Source organism: Herbaspirillum rhizosphaerae, from assembly GCF_001189965.1.
Taxonomy (GTDB): Bacteria; Pseudomonadota; Gammaproteobacteria; order Burkholderiales; family Burkholderiaceae_D; genus Herbaspirillum; species Herbaspirillum rhizosphaerae.
On sequence record NZ_LFLU01000017.1, the window covers coordinates 92000 to 108563 of the forward strand.

General features: G+C 61.4%; 15 protein-coding genes. 9 read left to right on the forward strand and 6 right to left on the reverse strand.

What is annotated here, in order from left to right:
- Nucleotides 1–60 precede the first annotated feature (60 nt).
- Entirely contained in the window at nt 61–1791 is a 1731-nt protein-coding gene (locus tag AKL25_RS19560; protein WP_050479390.1) for a sensor domain-containing diguanylate cyclase, read from the forward strand.
- A 242-nt stretch (nt 1792–2033) separates the two neighbouring features.
- Complete coding sequence (locus AKL25_RS19565; protein WP_050479391.1) at nt 2034–3764, forward strand: methyl-accepting chemotaxis protein; 1731 nt, start codon at nt 2034–2036, stop codon at nt 3762–3764.
- 96 nt (nt 3765–3860) lie between these two features.
- Here the strand turns inward: AKL25_RS19565 and AKL25_RS19570 are convergent, their stop codons facing one another.
- The 4 genes from AKL25_RS19570 to AKL25_RS19585 form a co-directional block, all read right to left on the reverse strand.
- A complete protein-coding gene (locus AKL25_RS19570; protein WP_050479392.1) occupies nt 3861–5414 on the reverse strand; it encodes a methyl-accepting chemotaxis protein in 1554 nt (517 codons plus the stop codon).
- A gap of 165 nt (nt 5415–5579) precedes the next feature.
- Entirely contained in the window at nt 5580–6137 is a 558-nt protein-coding gene (locus tag AKL25_RS19575) for a chlorite dismutase family protein (protein ID WP_050479393.1), read from the reverse strand.
- 83 nt (nt 6138–6220) lie between these two features.
- Complete coding sequence (locus AKL25_RS19580) at nt 6221–7264, reverse strand: oxidoreductase (protein WP_050479394.1); 1044 nt, start codon at nt 7262–7264, stop codon at nt 6221–6223.
- Between the two features lie 24 nt (nt 7265–7288).
- Nucleotides 7289–7630, reverse strand: coding sequence for a zinc ribbon domain-containing protein YjdM (locus AKL25_RS19585; RefSeq protein ID WP_050479418.1), 342 nt, complete (start codon nt 7628–7630; stop codon nt 7289–7291).
- A 157-nt stretch (nt 7631–7787) separates the two neighbouring features.
- On the opposite strand from AKL25_RS19585, the gene AKL25_RS19590 reads away from it, so the two are divergent.
- The 3 genes from AKL25_RS19590 (at nt 7788) to AKL25_RS19600 (ending at nt 10627) form a co-directional block, all read left to right on the forward strand.
- Nucleotides 7788–8201 carry a hypothetical protein gene (locus AKL25_RS19590; RefSeq protein ID WP_050479395.1) on the forward strand — a complete coding sequence of 138 codons (414 nt, stop codon included), beginning with the start codon at nt 7788–7790 and terminating at the stop codon, nt 8199–8201.
- Nucleotides 8202–8326: 125 nt separating this feature from the next.
- A complete protein-coding gene (locus AKL25_RS19595; RefSeq protein ID WP_050479396.1) occupies nt 8327–9289 on the forward strand; it encodes a sulfonate ABC transporter substrate-binding protein in 963 nt (320 codons plus the stop codon).
- Nucleotides 9290–9298: 9 nt separating this feature from the next.
- Nucleotides 9299–10627 carry an LLM class flavin-dependent oxidoreductase gene (locus AKL25_RS19600; protein ID WP_083444803.1) on the forward strand — a complete coding sequence of 443 codons (1329 nt, stop codon included), beginning with the start codon at nt 9299–9301 and terminating at the stop codon, nt 10625–10627.
- A gap of 220 nt (nt 10628–10847) precedes the next feature.
- Here AKL25_RS19600 and AKL25_RS19605 read toward each other — a convergent pair whose 3' ends face one another.
- Nucleotides 10848–13553, reverse strand: coding sequence for a DbpA RNA binding domain-containing protein (locus tag AKL25_RS19605; RefSeq protein ID WP_050479397.1), 2706 nt, complete (start codon nt 13551–13553; stop codon nt 10848–10850).
- Between the two features lie 314 nt (nt 13554–13867).
- Nucleotides 13868–14095 carry a hypothetical protein gene (locus AKL25_RS19610; protein ID WP_240475803.1) on the reverse strand — a complete coding sequence of 76 codons (228 nt, stop codon included), beginning with the start codon at nt 14093–14095 and terminating at the stop codon, nt 13868–13870.
- Between the two features lie 490 nt (nt 14096–14585).
- On the opposite strand from AKL25_RS19610, the gene infA reads away from it, so the two are divergent.
- From infA to AKL25_RS19630, 4 genes are all read left to right on the forward strand, one after another.
- Nucleotides 14586–14849 carry a translation initiation factor IF-1 gene (infA, locus tag AKL25_RS19615; RefSeq protein WP_007881321.1) on the forward strand — a complete coding sequence of 88 codons (264 nt, stop codon included), beginning with the start codon at nt 14586–14588 and terminating at the stop codon, nt 14847–14849.
- Between the two features lie 13 nt (nt 14850–14862).
- Nucleotides 14863–15171, forward strand: coding sequence for a hypothetical protein (locus AKL25_RS19620; RefSeq protein WP_050479399.1), 309 nt, complete (start codon nt 14863–14865; stop codon nt 15169–15171).
- Between the two features lie 251 nt (nt 15172–15422).
- Nucleotides 15423–15635 carry a cold-shock protein gene (locus AKL25_RS19625; RefSeq protein WP_007881326.1) on the forward strand — a complete coding sequence of 71 codons (213 nt, stop codon included), beginning with the start codon at nt 15423–15425 and terminating at the stop codon, nt 15633–15635.
- Between the two features lie 232 nt (nt 15636–15867).
- Nucleotides 15868–16551 (forward strand): HD domain-containing protein, encoded by a 684-nt coding sequence (locus AKL25_RS19630; protein ID WP_050479400.1) that lies wholly within the window; start codon nt 15868–15870, stop codon nt 16549–16551.
- The last annotated feature ends 13 nt before the right edge of the window (nt 16552–16564 follow it).

Here is a 16564-nt window from a genome sequence, read left to right on the forward strand (position 1 = left end):
AGCATCGGTACATCACCTCACGCCATCGGTGCGCCATGCCGCGTGCGGAAAGTTGCCCTCATGAGAAGCCTGCTGGATTTCCTGTCGCTGAAACTGCTGCGCAAGATCGAGATTCGCTACCGGCTGATCAATTCCTTCGTGCTGGTATCGCTGGTGCCGCTGCTGATTGCCGGCATCGTCGCCTATCGCGAATCGAGCAACGCCTCGCAGGAAAAGATCCGCATCTTCGCCGGCGAAGTGGTCAAGCAGGTCGCGCAGAATATGCTGCAGCAAATCGAGAAAATCGAATCCTCCAGCGAAGAACTGGTGGTGTCCGGACGCATGCAAGGCGCGCTGGCGGCCTACTACAGCAGCAACGAATCCGAGCGCGCCGCCGCGCATGCCGAGATGACGCGGCTGATGCTGGAGAACTACGGTTCCTTCGAGTACGTCAACCAGAAGTATGTGCTCGACCGCAAGCACAGGATCATGGATGCCCAGGTGTTTGCGCAGCTCGGCGACGGCGTCGCCCACTTCGTCGACGATGCGCCCGACATGAAGGGCAAACCCTATTGGAGCACCTACAGCACCGCCGCCGGCCAGAAGAGCGTGGTGATGCTGCGCGACATCCTGTTCAAGGGCAACAACCGGCTGGCCGGCACCTTGTTCGTCGGACTCAAGCCGACCCATTTTTCGCGCATCTTCGATTCGGTCGATCTCGGCTACGGCTCACGGCTGTTCGTCATCGACAGCCGCGACGGCAGCATCGTCGTCAGCGGCAGCCAGGACAACAGCGATGCCGTGGAAGCCGGCCTGGCAGGCGCCATTGCCCAGACGGTCGCCAACGGCGGCAAGGACTTCACGTCTTACCAGGACAACAACAAGAAAAAGCATCTGGCGGCCTTCGCACCGATTCCGCACACCGACTGGATGGTGGTGAGCACCACGCCGCTCAATGCGCTCAACGCCGAAGTGCGCTCGATCCGCAACAAGATCGTCTTCATCGGCGTGCTGTGCTTCATCGTTTCGTTCGCGCTGTCCTTCATCATCGCGCGCAGCATTTCGCTGCCGCTCAAGCAGCTGGTCGGCGTGATGAAAGAAACCAAAACCGGCAACTACCTGATCCGCATGGACTACGAAGGCAAGGATGAGATCACGGTGCTGTCGCAGCGCTTCAACGAAATGGCCAGCAAGGTCTACCAGCACAACGAACATCTGGAAGAACAGGTCGCCGCGCGCACCCGCGAGCTGGAACTGGTCAATCAGAAACTGGAAGCCCTGAGCGCCACCGACAGCCTCACCGGCATCGCCAACCGGCGCCGCTTCGACGAGGCGCTGGCTACCGAATTGCGGCGTGCGGTGCGGTCGCAAAAACCGCTGGCGCTGCTGATGCTGGACGTCGACTTTTTCAAGAACTACAACGACCGCTACGGTCACCTGGCCGGCGACGATTGCCTGCGCACCGTGGCGCAGATCCTGCGCACCAGCTCGCGCCGCGCCACCGACCTGGCGGCGCGCTACGGCGGCGAAGAGTTTTCCATCATCGTCGCCGAAAGCGACAGCACCCACGCCATGCAACTGGGGGAAAACATCCGCAGCGCCATCGAAAACCTGCACATCCCGCATGATGAGTCGCCGTTCGGCTACGTGACCTGCAGCATCGGCGTGACGGCGGTGCAGGTCGATGACAACATGACTACCGACACCCTGCTGCGCATGGCCGACGTGGCGATGTACCTGGCCAAATCGCAGGGCCGCAATCGCGTCGTGCTCAACGACCGCAACGGCATCGCCGGCGGACCGGCAGCCTGATGCCCATCCTCTGACGAACCTTCCCGGCGGTATGTTTTCTCCGGCCTGCCTGAACATGCCGCAGTTATTAATTCTTCAATAACAAAACATGCCGCCGGACGCGACGTGGCCGCTTTCATCCGCCATAAAGCCCCGCTTTACCGGCCTTTTCGCCGGATTGCCATGTTGCCGGCTGGCATAGTATGCATACTGCCCGTGCATCCCCTGCACGGTAACGACAACAATATCTGGACGAGACAAACATGAAAAATATCCGCATCGGTTCGCGGCTGGGGCTTGGATTTGCCCTGGTGTTATCCCTGCTGGTGTTGATGACCGTGATCGGCGTATGGCGCCTGCAGGACATCGGCAGTCGCACCGCCAGCATGATCAGCCAGGATCTGCTGAAAGAGCGGCTGGCCTCGGAATGGGCTGCCAATATCGACGCCAACGGCGTGCGCACCGTGGCGCTGATCAAGAGCAGCAACCCCGATCACCAGAAATTCTTCAAGGACCAGGTCGCCGGCACCGTTGACCGCACCAGCGCCGTCCAGAAGCAGCTCGATGAAATGATCAAGTCCGATGAAGGACGCAAATTATTCAATTCGCTGCTGGAGCAGCGCAAGGTTTACAACGATCTGCGCAACAAGGTTTTCAAGATGAAGGAAGCCGGCGACGAAGCCGGCGCTCTGGCCGAACTCGACGGCAAGCTGATCCCGGCGATGAAGGAATACACTGCGCGCGTCAACGCGGTCGCGGCACACCAGAAGGACGTGATCAATCGCAATGCCGCCATCGTTGACGACCAGTACCGTTCCGGTCGCATGATTCTGATCGCCGTCGGCGTGGTGGCGCTGCTGCTGGGCATTCTGACCTCGTGGCGTCTGGCCGAAGGCATCACGCGTCCGCTGCACCGCGCCGTGCAAGCGACCGCCGCCGTCGCGGCAGGCGACCTCAGCAATCACGTCGTCGTGGATCGCAAGGATGAAATCGGCCAGTTGCTGCAAGGTCTGCACGACATGACGCAGAATCTGCTCAAGACCGTGCGCGAGGTCCGCTCCGGCGCCGACACCATCGCCACCGCATCATCCGAAATCGCCACCGGCAATCTCGACCTGTCGTCGCGCACCGAGCAGCAAGCCGGCTCGCTGGAAGAAACCGCCTCCGCCGTCGAACAACTGACCTCCACCGTCAAGCAGAACGCCGACAATGCACGCGAAGCCAATGAGCTGGCCTTGTCGGCATCCAGGGTTGCAGTCGAAGGCGGCGCCGTGGTCGGACAGGTGGTCGACACCATGGACGCCATCAACGAATCCTCGCGCCGCATCGTCGACATCATCAGCGTGATCGACGGCATTGCGTTCCAGACCAACATCCTGGCGCTCAACGCCGCAGTGGAAGCCGCGCGCGCCGGCGAGCAAGGCCGCGGCTTTGCGGTGGTGGCGTCGGAAGTGCGCAGCCTGGCGCAACGCTCGGCGTCTGCCGCCAAGGAAATCAAAACACTCATCGGCGACTCCGTCGACAAGGTCGGCTCAGGCACGCGTCTGGTGGAGCAGGCCGGCAAGACCATGGCCGACGTCGTCAGCAGCGTCAAACGCGTGAGCGACATCGTGGCCGAGATCAGCGCCGCCACGCAAGAACAGAGCACCGGCATCGGCGAAGTCAATCATGCCATCACGCAGATGGATCAGGTGACGCAGCAAAATGCGGCGCTGGTGGAACAGGCTGCCGCCGCTGCGGGTTCGCTGCAGGATCAGGCTGCGCGTCTGGCGGAGGTGGTCAGCGTGTTCAAGCTGGATGCCAACGGTGTTGCGATCGCCGCATCGTCGCCACGTGCGCCGGCGGCTGCCGCTGCGCCGCTCAGGAACATTACGCCGCAACGCCCTGCCGCACTTGGCGCCGGCGCGAACCGGCCGGCAACACGCCTCATCCCGCCGCCGCAACCGGCAAGAAAGCCGGTCAACGGCGGTTCGGAAGAGTGGGAAACCTTCTGAACGAAGACTCCGGCTTGAAGCAAAGCCGATATGAAAACGGGCGCCTTGTTACAGGCGCCCGTTTTTTATTGTTGCCACAGCGTGCAGCAATACCGATCAGACCTTCCCGAGCTTGAACTGCCGCCCTACTTCGGCCAGCTTGCCGGCCTGGGCCTGCAACAGTTCTGAAGTCGCACTCGCCTGCTCAACCAGCGCAGCGTTTTGCTGCGTGGTGTTGTCCATCTCGGTGACGGCCTGATTGATCTGTTCGATGCCCTGGCTTTGTTCCTGGCTGGCGGTGGCGATTTCGCTCATGATGAGCGTGACGCGTTTGACGCTTTCCACCATCTCGCTCATGGTGGCGCCGGCCTGCTCCACCAGTTTGCTGCCGGAGCCGACCTTTTCCACCGAGTCGCCGATGAGGGTCTTGATTTCCTTGGCGGCGGCCGCGCTGCGCTGCGCCAGGCTGCGCACTTCCGACGCCACCACCGCAAAGCCGCGGCCCTGCTCGCCTGCCCGCGCCGCTTCCACCGCAGCGTTCAGCGCGAGGATGTTGGTCTGGAAGGCAATGCCGTCGATCACGCTGATGATGTCGACAATCTTGTTCGAGGAAGCGTTGATGGCGCCCATGGTGTCCACCACTTGCGACACCACGCCGCTGCCTTTGACGGCGACATCGGAGGCGCTTTGCGCCAGCTGGTTGGCCTGGCGCGCGTTCTCGGCATTCTGCTTGACGGTGGAAGTGAGCTGCTCGATCGAGGCGGCGGTTTCTTCCAGCGAACCGGCTTGCTGCTCCGTGCGCGAGGACAGGTCGAAATTGCCGGAGGCGATTTCGTTGGCGGCGGTCGAGATCGACTCGGTGCCGATCTGCACTTCCGACACGATCTTGCGCAGCGCTTCGTTCATCTCGTCCAGGGCCTGCATCAGCTCGGCGATTTCATCCTTGCCCTGTTTCTCGATGTTGGCGGTGAGGTCGCCTGCGGCGACCATCTTGGCCACCTGCAGCGCGCGCTTCAAGGGCGTGGTGATGCTGCGCGAAATGATGATCACGGCAACCACGCTGATGCACACCAGCAGTACGCCCAGCACCATCATCAGCTGCATGCCGCGCGTATTGGTGCGATCGATGTCGAGCGCCATCTGGTCGATGGCCTTGCGCTGCATCGACAGCAAGGCGTTGACCTTGTCCGAATAGGCCTTGGAGGCCGGTTCGAACACTTCCTTGTAAGCTTTCTCGGCGGCGGGGCCGTCGCCGGTCTTGCGCGTATTCATGACCAGTTCCTTGGCGGCCTGGTATTTGTTGCGCGCGGCGATGATTTCCTTGAACAGGGCTTTTTCATCTTCCGAGCTCAGCCGCGGCTCGATCTGCTTGATGATGCCGCTGCCGGATACCACGCTGGCGGCGATGGCGTCCTTGAAGGTCTCCGACAGGTTGGCGTCGGAGCTGCGCGCGATCATCGAGGTGCGCACGATCGCCGAATAGGTCAGCACGAACCAGTCGGCGACCAGCCGTTCCTTGGCCAGCGGCATCTCCATCATGGCGCGGGTCGATTCGGCATTGCGCCTGGCGTTGAGCAATCCCATCGACGTGGAAATGATCGCCAGAATGAGAACGATGGCAAAACCGAAAATCAGGCGGCTGGAAATCCGCATGTTGGAAAGTTGTTTCATGATGGCGATCGTCCCCGCTTACTGTCGTTTTGATGTATTTCCCCTCACCCCTTTTCGCCCGGGCTTGAATGCAGATTACCGCGTTTTAAACCTGGCGAAAATATATATTGTCTGGAAAGCTACACTATTGCCGCGCAGCATAAGAGCCGGCGATTTGCAGCGCAGTCAGGGGCCTTCATTGCGTTGCAGGCGCACCTCGGTTTCGCGCTCGACATACGTCCATTCCGGCGTGTTGCGCAGCGCAGCGAGAAGATCGTCGAAGGCGCCGGCATGCTCCGGTGCGAACTCGAACCAGGTCAGGAAATCGTAGGCTTGCACAGTGGCAAGATCGCGACAGTGATGCAGCCGGCGGGCGATCGGCGGCAGGTAACGCAGGCCGATTTCGATATGGCGCGACCGGATTTCCAGGATGTCGCGACGTTCGTCTTGCGTCAACGCCCACCATGCGGCGCTTTTGCGAATGGGTATCAGCGCCGCCTGCGTGGACGCCGCGCGCCCCAGGCCTTGCTGAACGGCAACGAGTTTTTGTTTTTCATCCTGTTGCACATAGCGCTCGTTGCTGGTAACGCCTTGCAGGGTCCAGACGGCAGGCCGGGATGGCGCGCCGTTGACAATGTCGATTTGCGCCGTCACGGCCAGCGCCTCGCCGGTAACGGCGATGACGTCCGTCACCCGCCATTGCCCGTGATCGCCGCCGGAAAAACTCCAAAGCCGTTCGTTCATGCCTGCCCTCACCGATGATGTTTTAGTTCTGGTTAGTCGCACCGCGCCGGCGCTTCTTACATCGGTCAGATGGGAACAGTGTCTCAGGCGGAGGCAAAGGGCAGGCGCCGTCCCTCGGCGTTGCTGCGGATGGCGAGATCGATGATGTGCATGACATCGACGGCATCCTGCGCCGCAATCGGGAAAGGCTTGCCCTCGAGCAGCGTCGCCGCTACTGCGCGATAGAAGCCGGCATAGTCGCCGTCCTGCGTGGCGTAAGCCGACTGCGCATCGTGCTCGCCGTCGGCTTCGCGCAGCAGACCGGGGGCATTCTTGCCGAAGCCGGTATCGCCGGGACGCAAGCCGGCCTTGAGCTGATCTTCCTGCACATCGAGGCCGTTGATGACATAGCTGCCGCGCGTGCCGTGCACGGTGAAGCGCGGCGGCGGCAAGGCGGTCAGCGCGCTGGCGTGCAGGATGACTTCCTTGTCGGCATAGTGCAGTTGCAGATGGACGTAATCCGGCACCTGCACGTTGTCGCGTTGCTGCCTCACTGTCGCCGAGACGGACTGCGGCGTACCGAACAAGGCCAGCGCCTGGTCGATCAGATGCGGCCCCAGGTCGAACAGCAGGCCGCCGCCATGTGCTGCTTCTTCTCGCCAGCGTTTTGGAATCGCCGGACGGAAGCGGTCGAAGTGCGATTCGTAATGCGTGACGCGCCCCAGCTTGCCGTCAGCGATCAAGGCGCGCAGCGTCATGAAGTCGCCGTCCCAGCGCCGGTTGTGGAAGGGCGCGAACAGCAAGCCGCGCTGCGTCGCCAAATCAGCGAGTGCCTGCGCATCGGCGCCGGACAAGGTCACCGGTTTGTCGACCACCACGTGCTTGCCGGCATTCAGTGCGCGGCGGGCCAGATCGAAGTGGGTGTCGTTGGGCGTGGCGATGACGATGCAGGTGATATCTTCGCGCGCGAGCAAGGCGTCGAAATCCGCCACGATGGCGGCGTCGGGATAATCGGTGCGGACGCGCTCGGCCTGCGAGGTTGCAATCACGGCAACGGCGGTGCGACCGCTGTGCGCGATCACCGGCGCGTGGAAGGTCGAACCGGCAAAACCGTAACCCATCAAACCCAGTTTCAGCATCTCGGACATTCGGCGTCTCCTTGTTCTCGTCGTTCAGACTTTTTTGACAAACTCGGTCTTCAGGCCCATCTGGCCGAAACCGTCGATCTTGCAATCGATGTCGTGGTCGCCCTCGACCAGGCGGATGTTCTTGACCTTGGTGCCGATCTTGACCACCCCGCCGCCGCCCTTGAGTTTGAGATCCTTGATCACGCTGACGGTATCGCCGTCTTGCAGGATATTGCCGGCGGCGTCGCGCCACACTTTGACGGCTTCATCCGCGGCCTCTGCCGCTTGCGCCGACCACTCATGCGCACACTCGGGGCAGATGTAGAGCGCGCCGTCTTCGTAGGTGAATTCGGATTGACATTGCGGACAGGGTGGCAGGGTACTCATGATGGCTTTCTTGATGATGTGGCAATGATGCTGCGGACGCGTCGGAAGCAGCAAATGCCGGTTGCAGAGTGTGCAGTATACAGTGCCGCTATACTATGCAAGTTCAATACGGCAGTGAAAATCGGTTCTTGGTGAAAGTCGAAATTCAGGAGTTGGCATGCAGTCGCTTTCAGGTATCCCCATTCGCAAGGAGTGCCCGCCCGGCGCGTGCGTGTGCGATCGCGAAAACCTGCTCAGCAACGCCGGCGCGGACACCGATCTGCGCATCCTGACGCTGACCCAGGAACAGGAGCGCAGGCTGATCGAACGCATCGATCGCATCAACAGCTACGAAGACCTCCAGCACGTCGGCAATCTGCTGTACAAGCAGCTCGGCGTAGTCCTGCACATTACGCCCAGCCCGCGCGAAGTGCGCACGGTGCGCGGCTTCATGATCCTGCTGGAAGACCGTCCCGGCCTGTGCAAGAAGACCCGTCAGGCAGTGCCCGCCGCGATTCGCAAATGCCTGGAAAATAATCCCGAAATCGCCTTCACCATCCTCAACGCGCACGACTTGTTGGGCGACGCCTGATCAATACATTCTCGCCCTCGCATCGAGGATATGCAGAAACCGCCTAAGCATCATCGAAAGCATTCGTTCTGATTCACCATCGATTTGTTTAGTCTTGACGCCCACGACATTCTACGGGGCAGGACATGACAACATCGAACAAACGCCGCCTGCTGTTGCAAGCGACCGCAGCAGCAACGCTGGCGGGAACCGCCGCCTGGAGTAGCGCGGCCGAAGAACGCACGCTGCGCATCGGCTATCAGAAGTTCAACACGCTCAACATCCTCAAAGGCACCGGCAACCTGGAAAAGGCGCTGGCGCCGCTGGGCTGGAAAGTGAAGTGGTTCGAGTTCGCCGCCGGGCCGCAATTGACCGAAGCCCTGAACGCCGACGCCATCGACTTCGGCCATGCCGCCGACACGCCGTCGGTGTTCGCCAATGCCTCCGGCGTGAATGCGGTTTATCTCGCTGCCGAACAACCGTATCCGAAGGGCATCGGAATCTTCGTCGCACAAGATTCGACTATCCGTTCGATCAAGGAATTGAAGGGCAAGAAGGTCGCGCTGGGCCGCGGCTGGAATGTGCAATACCTGCTGGTGCGCGCGCTGGAAGAAGCCGGCCTGAGCTACAACGACATCGTGCCGGTCTACGTCTCCAATGCCGCCGATGTGCGCGCGGCTTTCCAGTCGGGCAATGTCGATGCGGCCGGTTTGTGGGATCCCTTCCTGGCCGGTCAGGAACTGGCGACACGGCCGCGCATCCTGCGCGACGGCACCGGCCTGTCGAACAACCGCACCTTCCATCTGACCACGCCGAAGTTCGTCGACCAGAACAAGAACATCATCCGCATCCTGTTCGCCGAGCTGAAGAAAACCAACAACTGGACCCAGGCGCACCCGCAGGAAACCGCCGAGCTGTTGGCGCCGCAGCTGGGTGTCGACGCCAAGGTGCTGCGCCTGGCCACCGAACGCCGCAACTACACCACGGTGCCTATCGACGCCGGCATCATCCAGGAACAACAGCAAATCGTCGAGGCCTTCTACAAACTGAACCTGATCAAGAATCCGGTGCAGGTCAAGGACAAGGTCTATGGCGAAGCTCTGCTGTAAGCCTGCGCCATGACAATCCTGAAGTCGATCGCGAAGCCGATCCATCTTGCCGCCTTCCTCATCGCCGGCAACGCCGCTCACAGCCAGGTGCTGTGGCGGCATCCGCAGAGCCGGCCGGGCGGCTTCCTCACGCTCGACTACTACAAGCGCATCGCCCAGACGCTGGAACGCGGCAAGTTCGACTTGCTGTTCTTTGCGGACCGGCTGGCGGTGTCGACGCGCTTCGGCGGCGATCATCGCTATGGCGTCGCCTGCGGCGACCAGGACGCGACGCGCATGGACCCGTTGCCGGTGCTGGGTGCGATTGCGGCGGTGACCTCGCACATCGGCCTCGGCGCCACGCGCTCGACGACCTACTCGCAGCCCTACAGCCTGGCGCGGGAATTTTCCACGCTCGACCATCTGTCGGCGGGACGTGCGGCATGGAACGTGGTGACCTCGGTCAACCAGGGCGAAGCCGACAACTTCGGCTTGCGCGAGACGCTGGGACACGATGAACGTTACGACCGCGCCGACGAATTCCTCGACGTTGCGCACAAGCTGTGGCAAAGCTGGCAACCGGAGGCGCTGTTGCTGGACGCCGAGGGCGGACGCTACGCCGATCCGGACAAGGTCAATCCCATCGATCATCGCGGCACGCATTTCAATGTGCGCGGCCCGCTCAACATTCCGGCGTCGCCGCAGGGCGGACCGGTGATCATCCAGGCCGGCTCCTCGCACCGCGGCCAGGATTTCGCAGCGCGCTGGGCCGAAGTGGTGTTCGGCATCCAGCCGGATCTGGCGCGCATGCAGCGCTTCTATCAGGACCTGAAAGGTCGCACGGAAAAGTTCGGGCGCCAACCGCAGGACATCAAGGTGCTGACGGCAGTCATGCCGTTTGTCGCCGCCAGCAGGGAACAAGCCGAAGAGCAGCGCGCGCGTCACAACGCCATGGTCGATCCGGCGGTGGGCCTGTCGACACTGTCCAGTCACATGAACGTGGATTTTTCCCGATATGCGCTGGATGCGCCGGTAGACGACATCCAGGTCGAGGGCATGCAAGGCCTGTTCAAACTGGTGAAGGAATTGTCGCGCGACGGCAGCCTGACGCTGGCCGATATCGGCCGCCTGTATGCCAGCGGCGTGCTGGTGCCGCAGGTGGCGAGCACGGCGGCGGACATCGCCGACTGGATGGAGCACATCGTCGCACAACAAGGCGCGGATGGTTTTGTGATCACGCCTACGCATCTGCCCGAAGGCTTCGACGATTTCGTCGACCTTGCCGTACCCGAGTTGCAGCGGCGCGGCTTATTCCGCTGGGACTACGAGGGCGATACCTTGCGCAGCCATTTGCGCTGAAGACGTTTCTTTTTGCAAACCCATAACGGCTGCCGTCCTGACGAAAGTCAGGGCCCAGCGTCGTATCGAGCGTTAGTACGACACTGGGTCCCAGCGTTCGCTGGGACGACGGCGATGGATTGCAAGCTGACGGCAAAGCGAACCAAACGGCGGCATCCATAAAAAAACGGCGCGAAGTCACTCGCGCCGTTTTTCATTTCACCATACCGATGACTACCGTTTACTCAGGCTTGCCGCCCTTGCGATGCGGCGCAGCTTTGCCCGAGACGCGCGTATCAGGGCGCGCATCGCGCTTGTCCGAACGTTTGTCGCCCGGACGGCCGGCGCGCGCACTGCTATTGACCTTCGGCGGCGTGGAATTCTTCGCCGGGGTCTTGTCGTGGTGCTCAGTGCCGGTGCCGATGATGCTGATGTTCATCTTGCGGCCGTCAATTTCCACCGCCTTCAACTGATGCAGCAGCGGCTTGGGCATGCCGGCCGGCAGGTCCAGGGTGCTGTGATCGTCGTGGATGTCGATGCGGCCGATGTGCTTGGCTTCGAGCCCGGCTTCGGTGGCGATGGCGTTGACGATGCCCGCCGGCGTGGCGGCATGCGCGCGGCCGATCTCGATGCGGAAGGTCTGCATCTGGAATTCCGGCTTGCTCTTTTCCTTGCCCTTGCCTTTGCGCGGTTCCTCGACCGGACCGTGGTTGGGACGTTCGGAACGTTCAGCATGCTCGGTACGCTCTGGACGATCTGCGCGCACAGGGCGATCGTCACTACGTTCAGGGCGGCTGTCGCGCTGATCCCGGTCTCCACGCGGACCGCGTTCGGCGCGCAGCATCGGCGGACGCTCGTCGGTCACGCTGATCTTGAGTTGCTGACCGGCGACCCAGACCTTTTTGAGATGCTGCAGCAAATCGTCCGGCATGTCGCCCGGCAGATCCAGCACGCTGTGGTCGTCGAAAATCTCGATGCGGCCGATGTGCTTGGCATCCATCCCGGCTTCGTTGGCGATGGCACCGACGATGTTGCCAGGCTTGACGCCGTGCTCATGACCGACTTCGATGCGGTAAGTCTGCGTCGTGTGGGCGGCGAAATCGGCCTTGGTCGGACGCGGACGCTCGGTGCGCTCGACACGTTCAGCGCGCTCGGGACGATCGCTGCGCTCAGCGCGTTCCGGACGTTCCGTACGCTCGCTGCGTGCGGCGCGTGGCGCGGGGGCGGCGCTGCCGTCGTCGCGGCTGATCTGCAATTGCTGGCCGGCGACGCGCACCGACTTCAGATGGTCGATCAGATCGGGAGGCATGTCGTCCGGCAGGTCGAGCACGCTGTAGTCGTCATAGATTTCAATGCGGCCGATGTGCTTGGAATCCATGCCGGCTTCGTTGGCGATGGCGCCGACGATGTTGCCCGGCTTGACGCCGTGCTGATGGCCGACTTCGATGCGGAAGGTCTGCATGCCGGGATCGGCGGCGCGCACGATGCGCTCCTTGGCGGCGTAGCTCGGGCGCTCGCTACGTTCATTACGATCAGGACGATCACCGCGTTCTGCACGCGGCGAACGATCCGGACGTTCGCGCGGGGCGCGGTCGTCGTTGCGGACAAACTCCGGCTCGCGCTGGTTCTTGTCGAGCAGCAGCGGCACGTCGCCGCGCGCCATCTTGGCCAGCGCTGCAGCGATGTCGACCGCAGTGACGTTCTGTTCGCGTTCGTAGTCTTCGATCAGCGAGCGGAAGATATCAAGACCGCCGTCGGCCAGCGTTTCGGCTATCTGTTCCTTGAAGCGCGCCACGCGCACGTCGTTGACGGCCTGCACGCTCGGCAGGGTCATCTGCGTGATGGGCTGGCGCGTCGAGCGTTCGATGCTCTTGAGCAGGTTCTTCTCACGCGGGGTAATGAACAGGATCGCTTCGCCGCTGCGGCCGGCGCGGCCGGTGCGGCCGATGCGGTGGGTGTAGCTTTCCGGATCGTAAGGCACGTCGTAGTTGATGACGTGGCTGATGCGTTCGACGTCGAGGCCGCGCGCGGCGACGTCGGTGGCGATCAGGATGTCGATCTGGCCGTCCTTCAGTTGCTGGATGGTGCGTTCGCGCTGCTGCTGCTGGACGTCGCCGTTGATGGCGGCGGCGGCAAACCCCCTCGCCTGGAGCTTGCCGGCGAGTTCTTCAGTGCCGAGTTTGGTGCGCGAAAAAATGATGAGGCCGTCGAAGGGTTCGACTTCCAGGATGCGCGTCAATGCGTCGAGCTTGTGCATGCCGCTGACCAGCCAGTAGCGCTGGCGGATGTTTTCGGCGGTGCCGGTCTTGGCGGCGACGGTGATTTCCGCCGGATCGCGCAGATAGGTCTTGGCGATGCGCTTGATGACGGCCGGCATGGTCGCCGAGAACAGCGTGGTCTGGCGCGTGGCCGGGGTCTTTTGCAGAATCGATTCGACGTCGTCGATGAAACCCATGCGCAGCATTTCATCGGCTTCGTCCAGCACCATGGTTTTCAGCTGCGACAGATCGAGCGAGCCTTTGTCGAGGTGATCAATCACGCGGCCGGGCGTGCCGACCACGACGTGCACGCCGCGGCGCAGGGCGCTCAGCTGCGGGCCGTAGCTCTGGCCGCCGTAAATCGGCAGGACGTGGAAGCCGGGAATGTGCGTGGCGTAGCGCTGGAAGGCTTCGGCCACCTGGATCGCCAGTTCGCGTGTCGGCGCCAGCACCAGCGCTTGCGGCGCAGTCTGGCGGATATCGATGCGCGACAGGATAGGCAGCGCGAACGCCGCGGTTTTGCCGGTGCCGGTCTGCGCCTGGCCCAGCACGTCGCGATTGCTCAGCAAGGTGGGGATGGTGGCAGCCTGGATCGGCGAGGGTGTTTCGTAACCGAGTTCTTTCAGGACGCGCAGCAGCGGTTCGCTGAGATTGAGATCGGAAAACTGAGGGAGAGGTGCTTCAGACATGGTGAGACTCACAGGTTCTTTTAGGCCGCAGGGCGCGGCCGGATGGTGACGCAGTTTACTCGCTTGTGACGGAATCAGCGAAGTTAAGTTGCAACACCCACAGGGAATCTGCTGCTAAGTGCGTGCTAAATACGCATTAAACAGGGTCTGCGCACAACGCGCCGGCAGGCCGCCGGCGATGGTTATACAACAGTCGTACGCGTGAAAAAATGCCGTGGCGGAAGATTCATCCGCTACAGGTGTTCGCCGCGATCCGCCATGAATGATGCCTGCAGGCAATCAGGACCATGGAAAACCAGCTGCAAATGTTGACCTTATTGAAAGGTATTGGGAGTCAGTTGCAGCGGTGTGCCCTGCACGCCGGCACGCACCATGCGGCGCGCGACGCCGGTGATGTTGGGTTCGAGTTCGCGGAAAGTTTGCATCGGGCCGATCGCGGTAAACATCTGCGAGGCCAGCTTGATCAGCGCTTCGTTGGAGATGAAGCACTCACGATTGACGAATTCGACACACACGGAAAAACCGATACCTGCTTTGGTCATTTTCACTTCGGTTGACGCTTGAGACATGACAGCTCACTTTCAATCGTGGAATCCACTTATAGTGCGCGCAAGCGTCGCCAATAGCAATTAAAATCGGCAAACGGCGGCCTTTCCGGGGCCTTTTGAGGCCGTGCAACAGGCGAATCCGACCGGCCCGCCGGCAACAGGGTATAATAGCGCTTAGTTGGGTATTACACCCTTTTCCGGACCGGCCAGCAATATTGCCTGTCTCCACTCTTTCCGGTCGTGCTTCTGTCGTTCTCGAGCAGTCGGCCCGTCCCGTAGTAACCGTCCTGCGCCGGCAAGGTTGTACTTCTGGCGCAAAAGTCTTTTTGTGTGTCCTTGTTGGGATACCTGAACGAAAAGCAAAATCGCACTGGTCCGCTCGCGCGGCAACCGGTCTCTTTTTTCTGCGTTCTCTGGCGAATGCCGTGCAGCTCGATTGCTGCGTGCCCGTTTCGCCCGTCGAGCGCCTTACCTGGAAACCACCATGGCTAAAGAAGAATTACTCGAAATGAACGGCCTCGTCGAAGAAGTCCTGCCGGACTCGCGCTTTCGCGTCAATCTGGAAAACGGTCATCGACTGATCGCCTACACCTCCGGCAAGATGCGCCAGAATCACATCCGCATCCTGGCCGGCGACAAAGTCACGCTGGAACTGTCGCCTTACGACCTGAGCAAGGGCCGCATCACTTTCCGCCATCTGGAAAAACGCGGACCGGTCGGTGGTGGCCAGCAACGTCGCCGCTATTAAGCCGAAACAGGCCATGTCCGACACCATCATCGAACGTTCCGCAGGCGCTGCGGCGATTTCCGCCAAGGCGCTCGACATTGCGCTCGCGCTCGACGTGCAGATCGCCGATTGCGTGTGGGATATCGGCGCCGACCTGACGCATGAACATGCGCATCGGCTGGAACTGGTGACCGAGGCAAAATCGGTGCGCGTGTATTTTCGCGAACTGGAATTGACCACTGCGGACAATGCCTCGCGCAGCAAACGCATCGATGAGCGCCTGCAACGCGCCATCGCGCAGTTGCAGCAGCGCGCACCGGCGCCGACCTACGGCTACAACTGAGTTCGCTGAACTGAGTTGAATTCGCAGCCCGGCCTTCAGGAAATAAATTTTCATTTATCACGATATGCTTAGGTAAGTCTCTGGTTTACCTGTATATTGAATTCTGCACTTACATCAAGTCGTCGTTATTGTTGGTCTCTCTCCCTTGCGCTTGTTCACAAGCCATCTCTGTTTGACTCTCTTCGGTTACATCTTGCTTGATCTCGGGTGCGCTTCGGGCGTCGTCCCTCATTTTTTCAAGGAAGTAAAACATGTCTACATCACAAACCGGCACAGTCAAATGGTTCAACGATTCCAAGGGCTTCGGCTTCATCACGCCTGATCAAGGCGGCGACGATCTGTTCGCGCATTTCCAGGACATCCAGTCGACCGGCTTCAAGAGCCTGGCTGAAAACCAACGCGTTTCGTTTGAGCGCGGCACTGGTCCTAAGGGCGAAAAAGCAACCAACATTCGTCCTATCTGATCGAATGTTCTGACGCGTAGACTACGGTCTGCGCGCATGCAAGTCCGGATTCAGCAGGTCGCCGATGACACCACGCAGATAGCATGGGTCGTTGCCGACCGGATCCGGCACCCTGCGGGAAACCGCAGATAAAGAAAGCTCGCTACGGCGGGCTTTTTTTCGTCCCGCGCTTTCTGTCCGGCCCGTGCGCTTCCGCTATCATCGCTGTTTCGTTATTCCCCGATTTCCGTTCATGAATCTTCCTTTGCACGACTGGCAAGCGCAATTTGTCGCCTTGGCCGGCAAACTCGCCGACAACGACGGCGCACATGACATCAACCATTTGCATCGCGTGTGGCATACCGCGCAAACCTTGCTGGATGCGCACCCCGAGGCCGATGCGCTGATCGTGCAGGCAGCATGCTATCTGCACGATCTGGTGAATCTGCCGAAGAACGATCCGCAACGCCACACTGCATCGACGCAGGCTGCGCAACTGGCCTGCCGCCATTTGCAGGCGATGCGTTTCCCCGCCGACAAGCTCGCAGGCGTAGCGCACGCGATCGAAGCGCACAGCTTCTCCGCCGGCATTGCGCCCGAGACGATCGAGGCAAAGATCGTGCAGGATGCCGACCGGCTCGATGCGCTCGGCGCAGTCGGGCTGGCGCGCCTGTTCTATACGGCCGGTCGCATGGGCAGCCGGCTTGCTCATCCCGACGATGCGCGCGGATCGCAACGCGCGCTCGATGACAAGCAGTACGCACTCGACCACATCGCCTGCAAGCTGGAGACGCTGCCGGCGTCGATGCAAACCGTCGCCGGTCGCCGCCTGGGCGACGAACGCGTGCAATGGCTACGCGATTTCCGCGCGACCTTTGTCGCCGAATGGGAAGGCGCCGCCGGCTCGCATTCTATCGACCGCTTTTACATTGCCTGACTGGAAACACGAT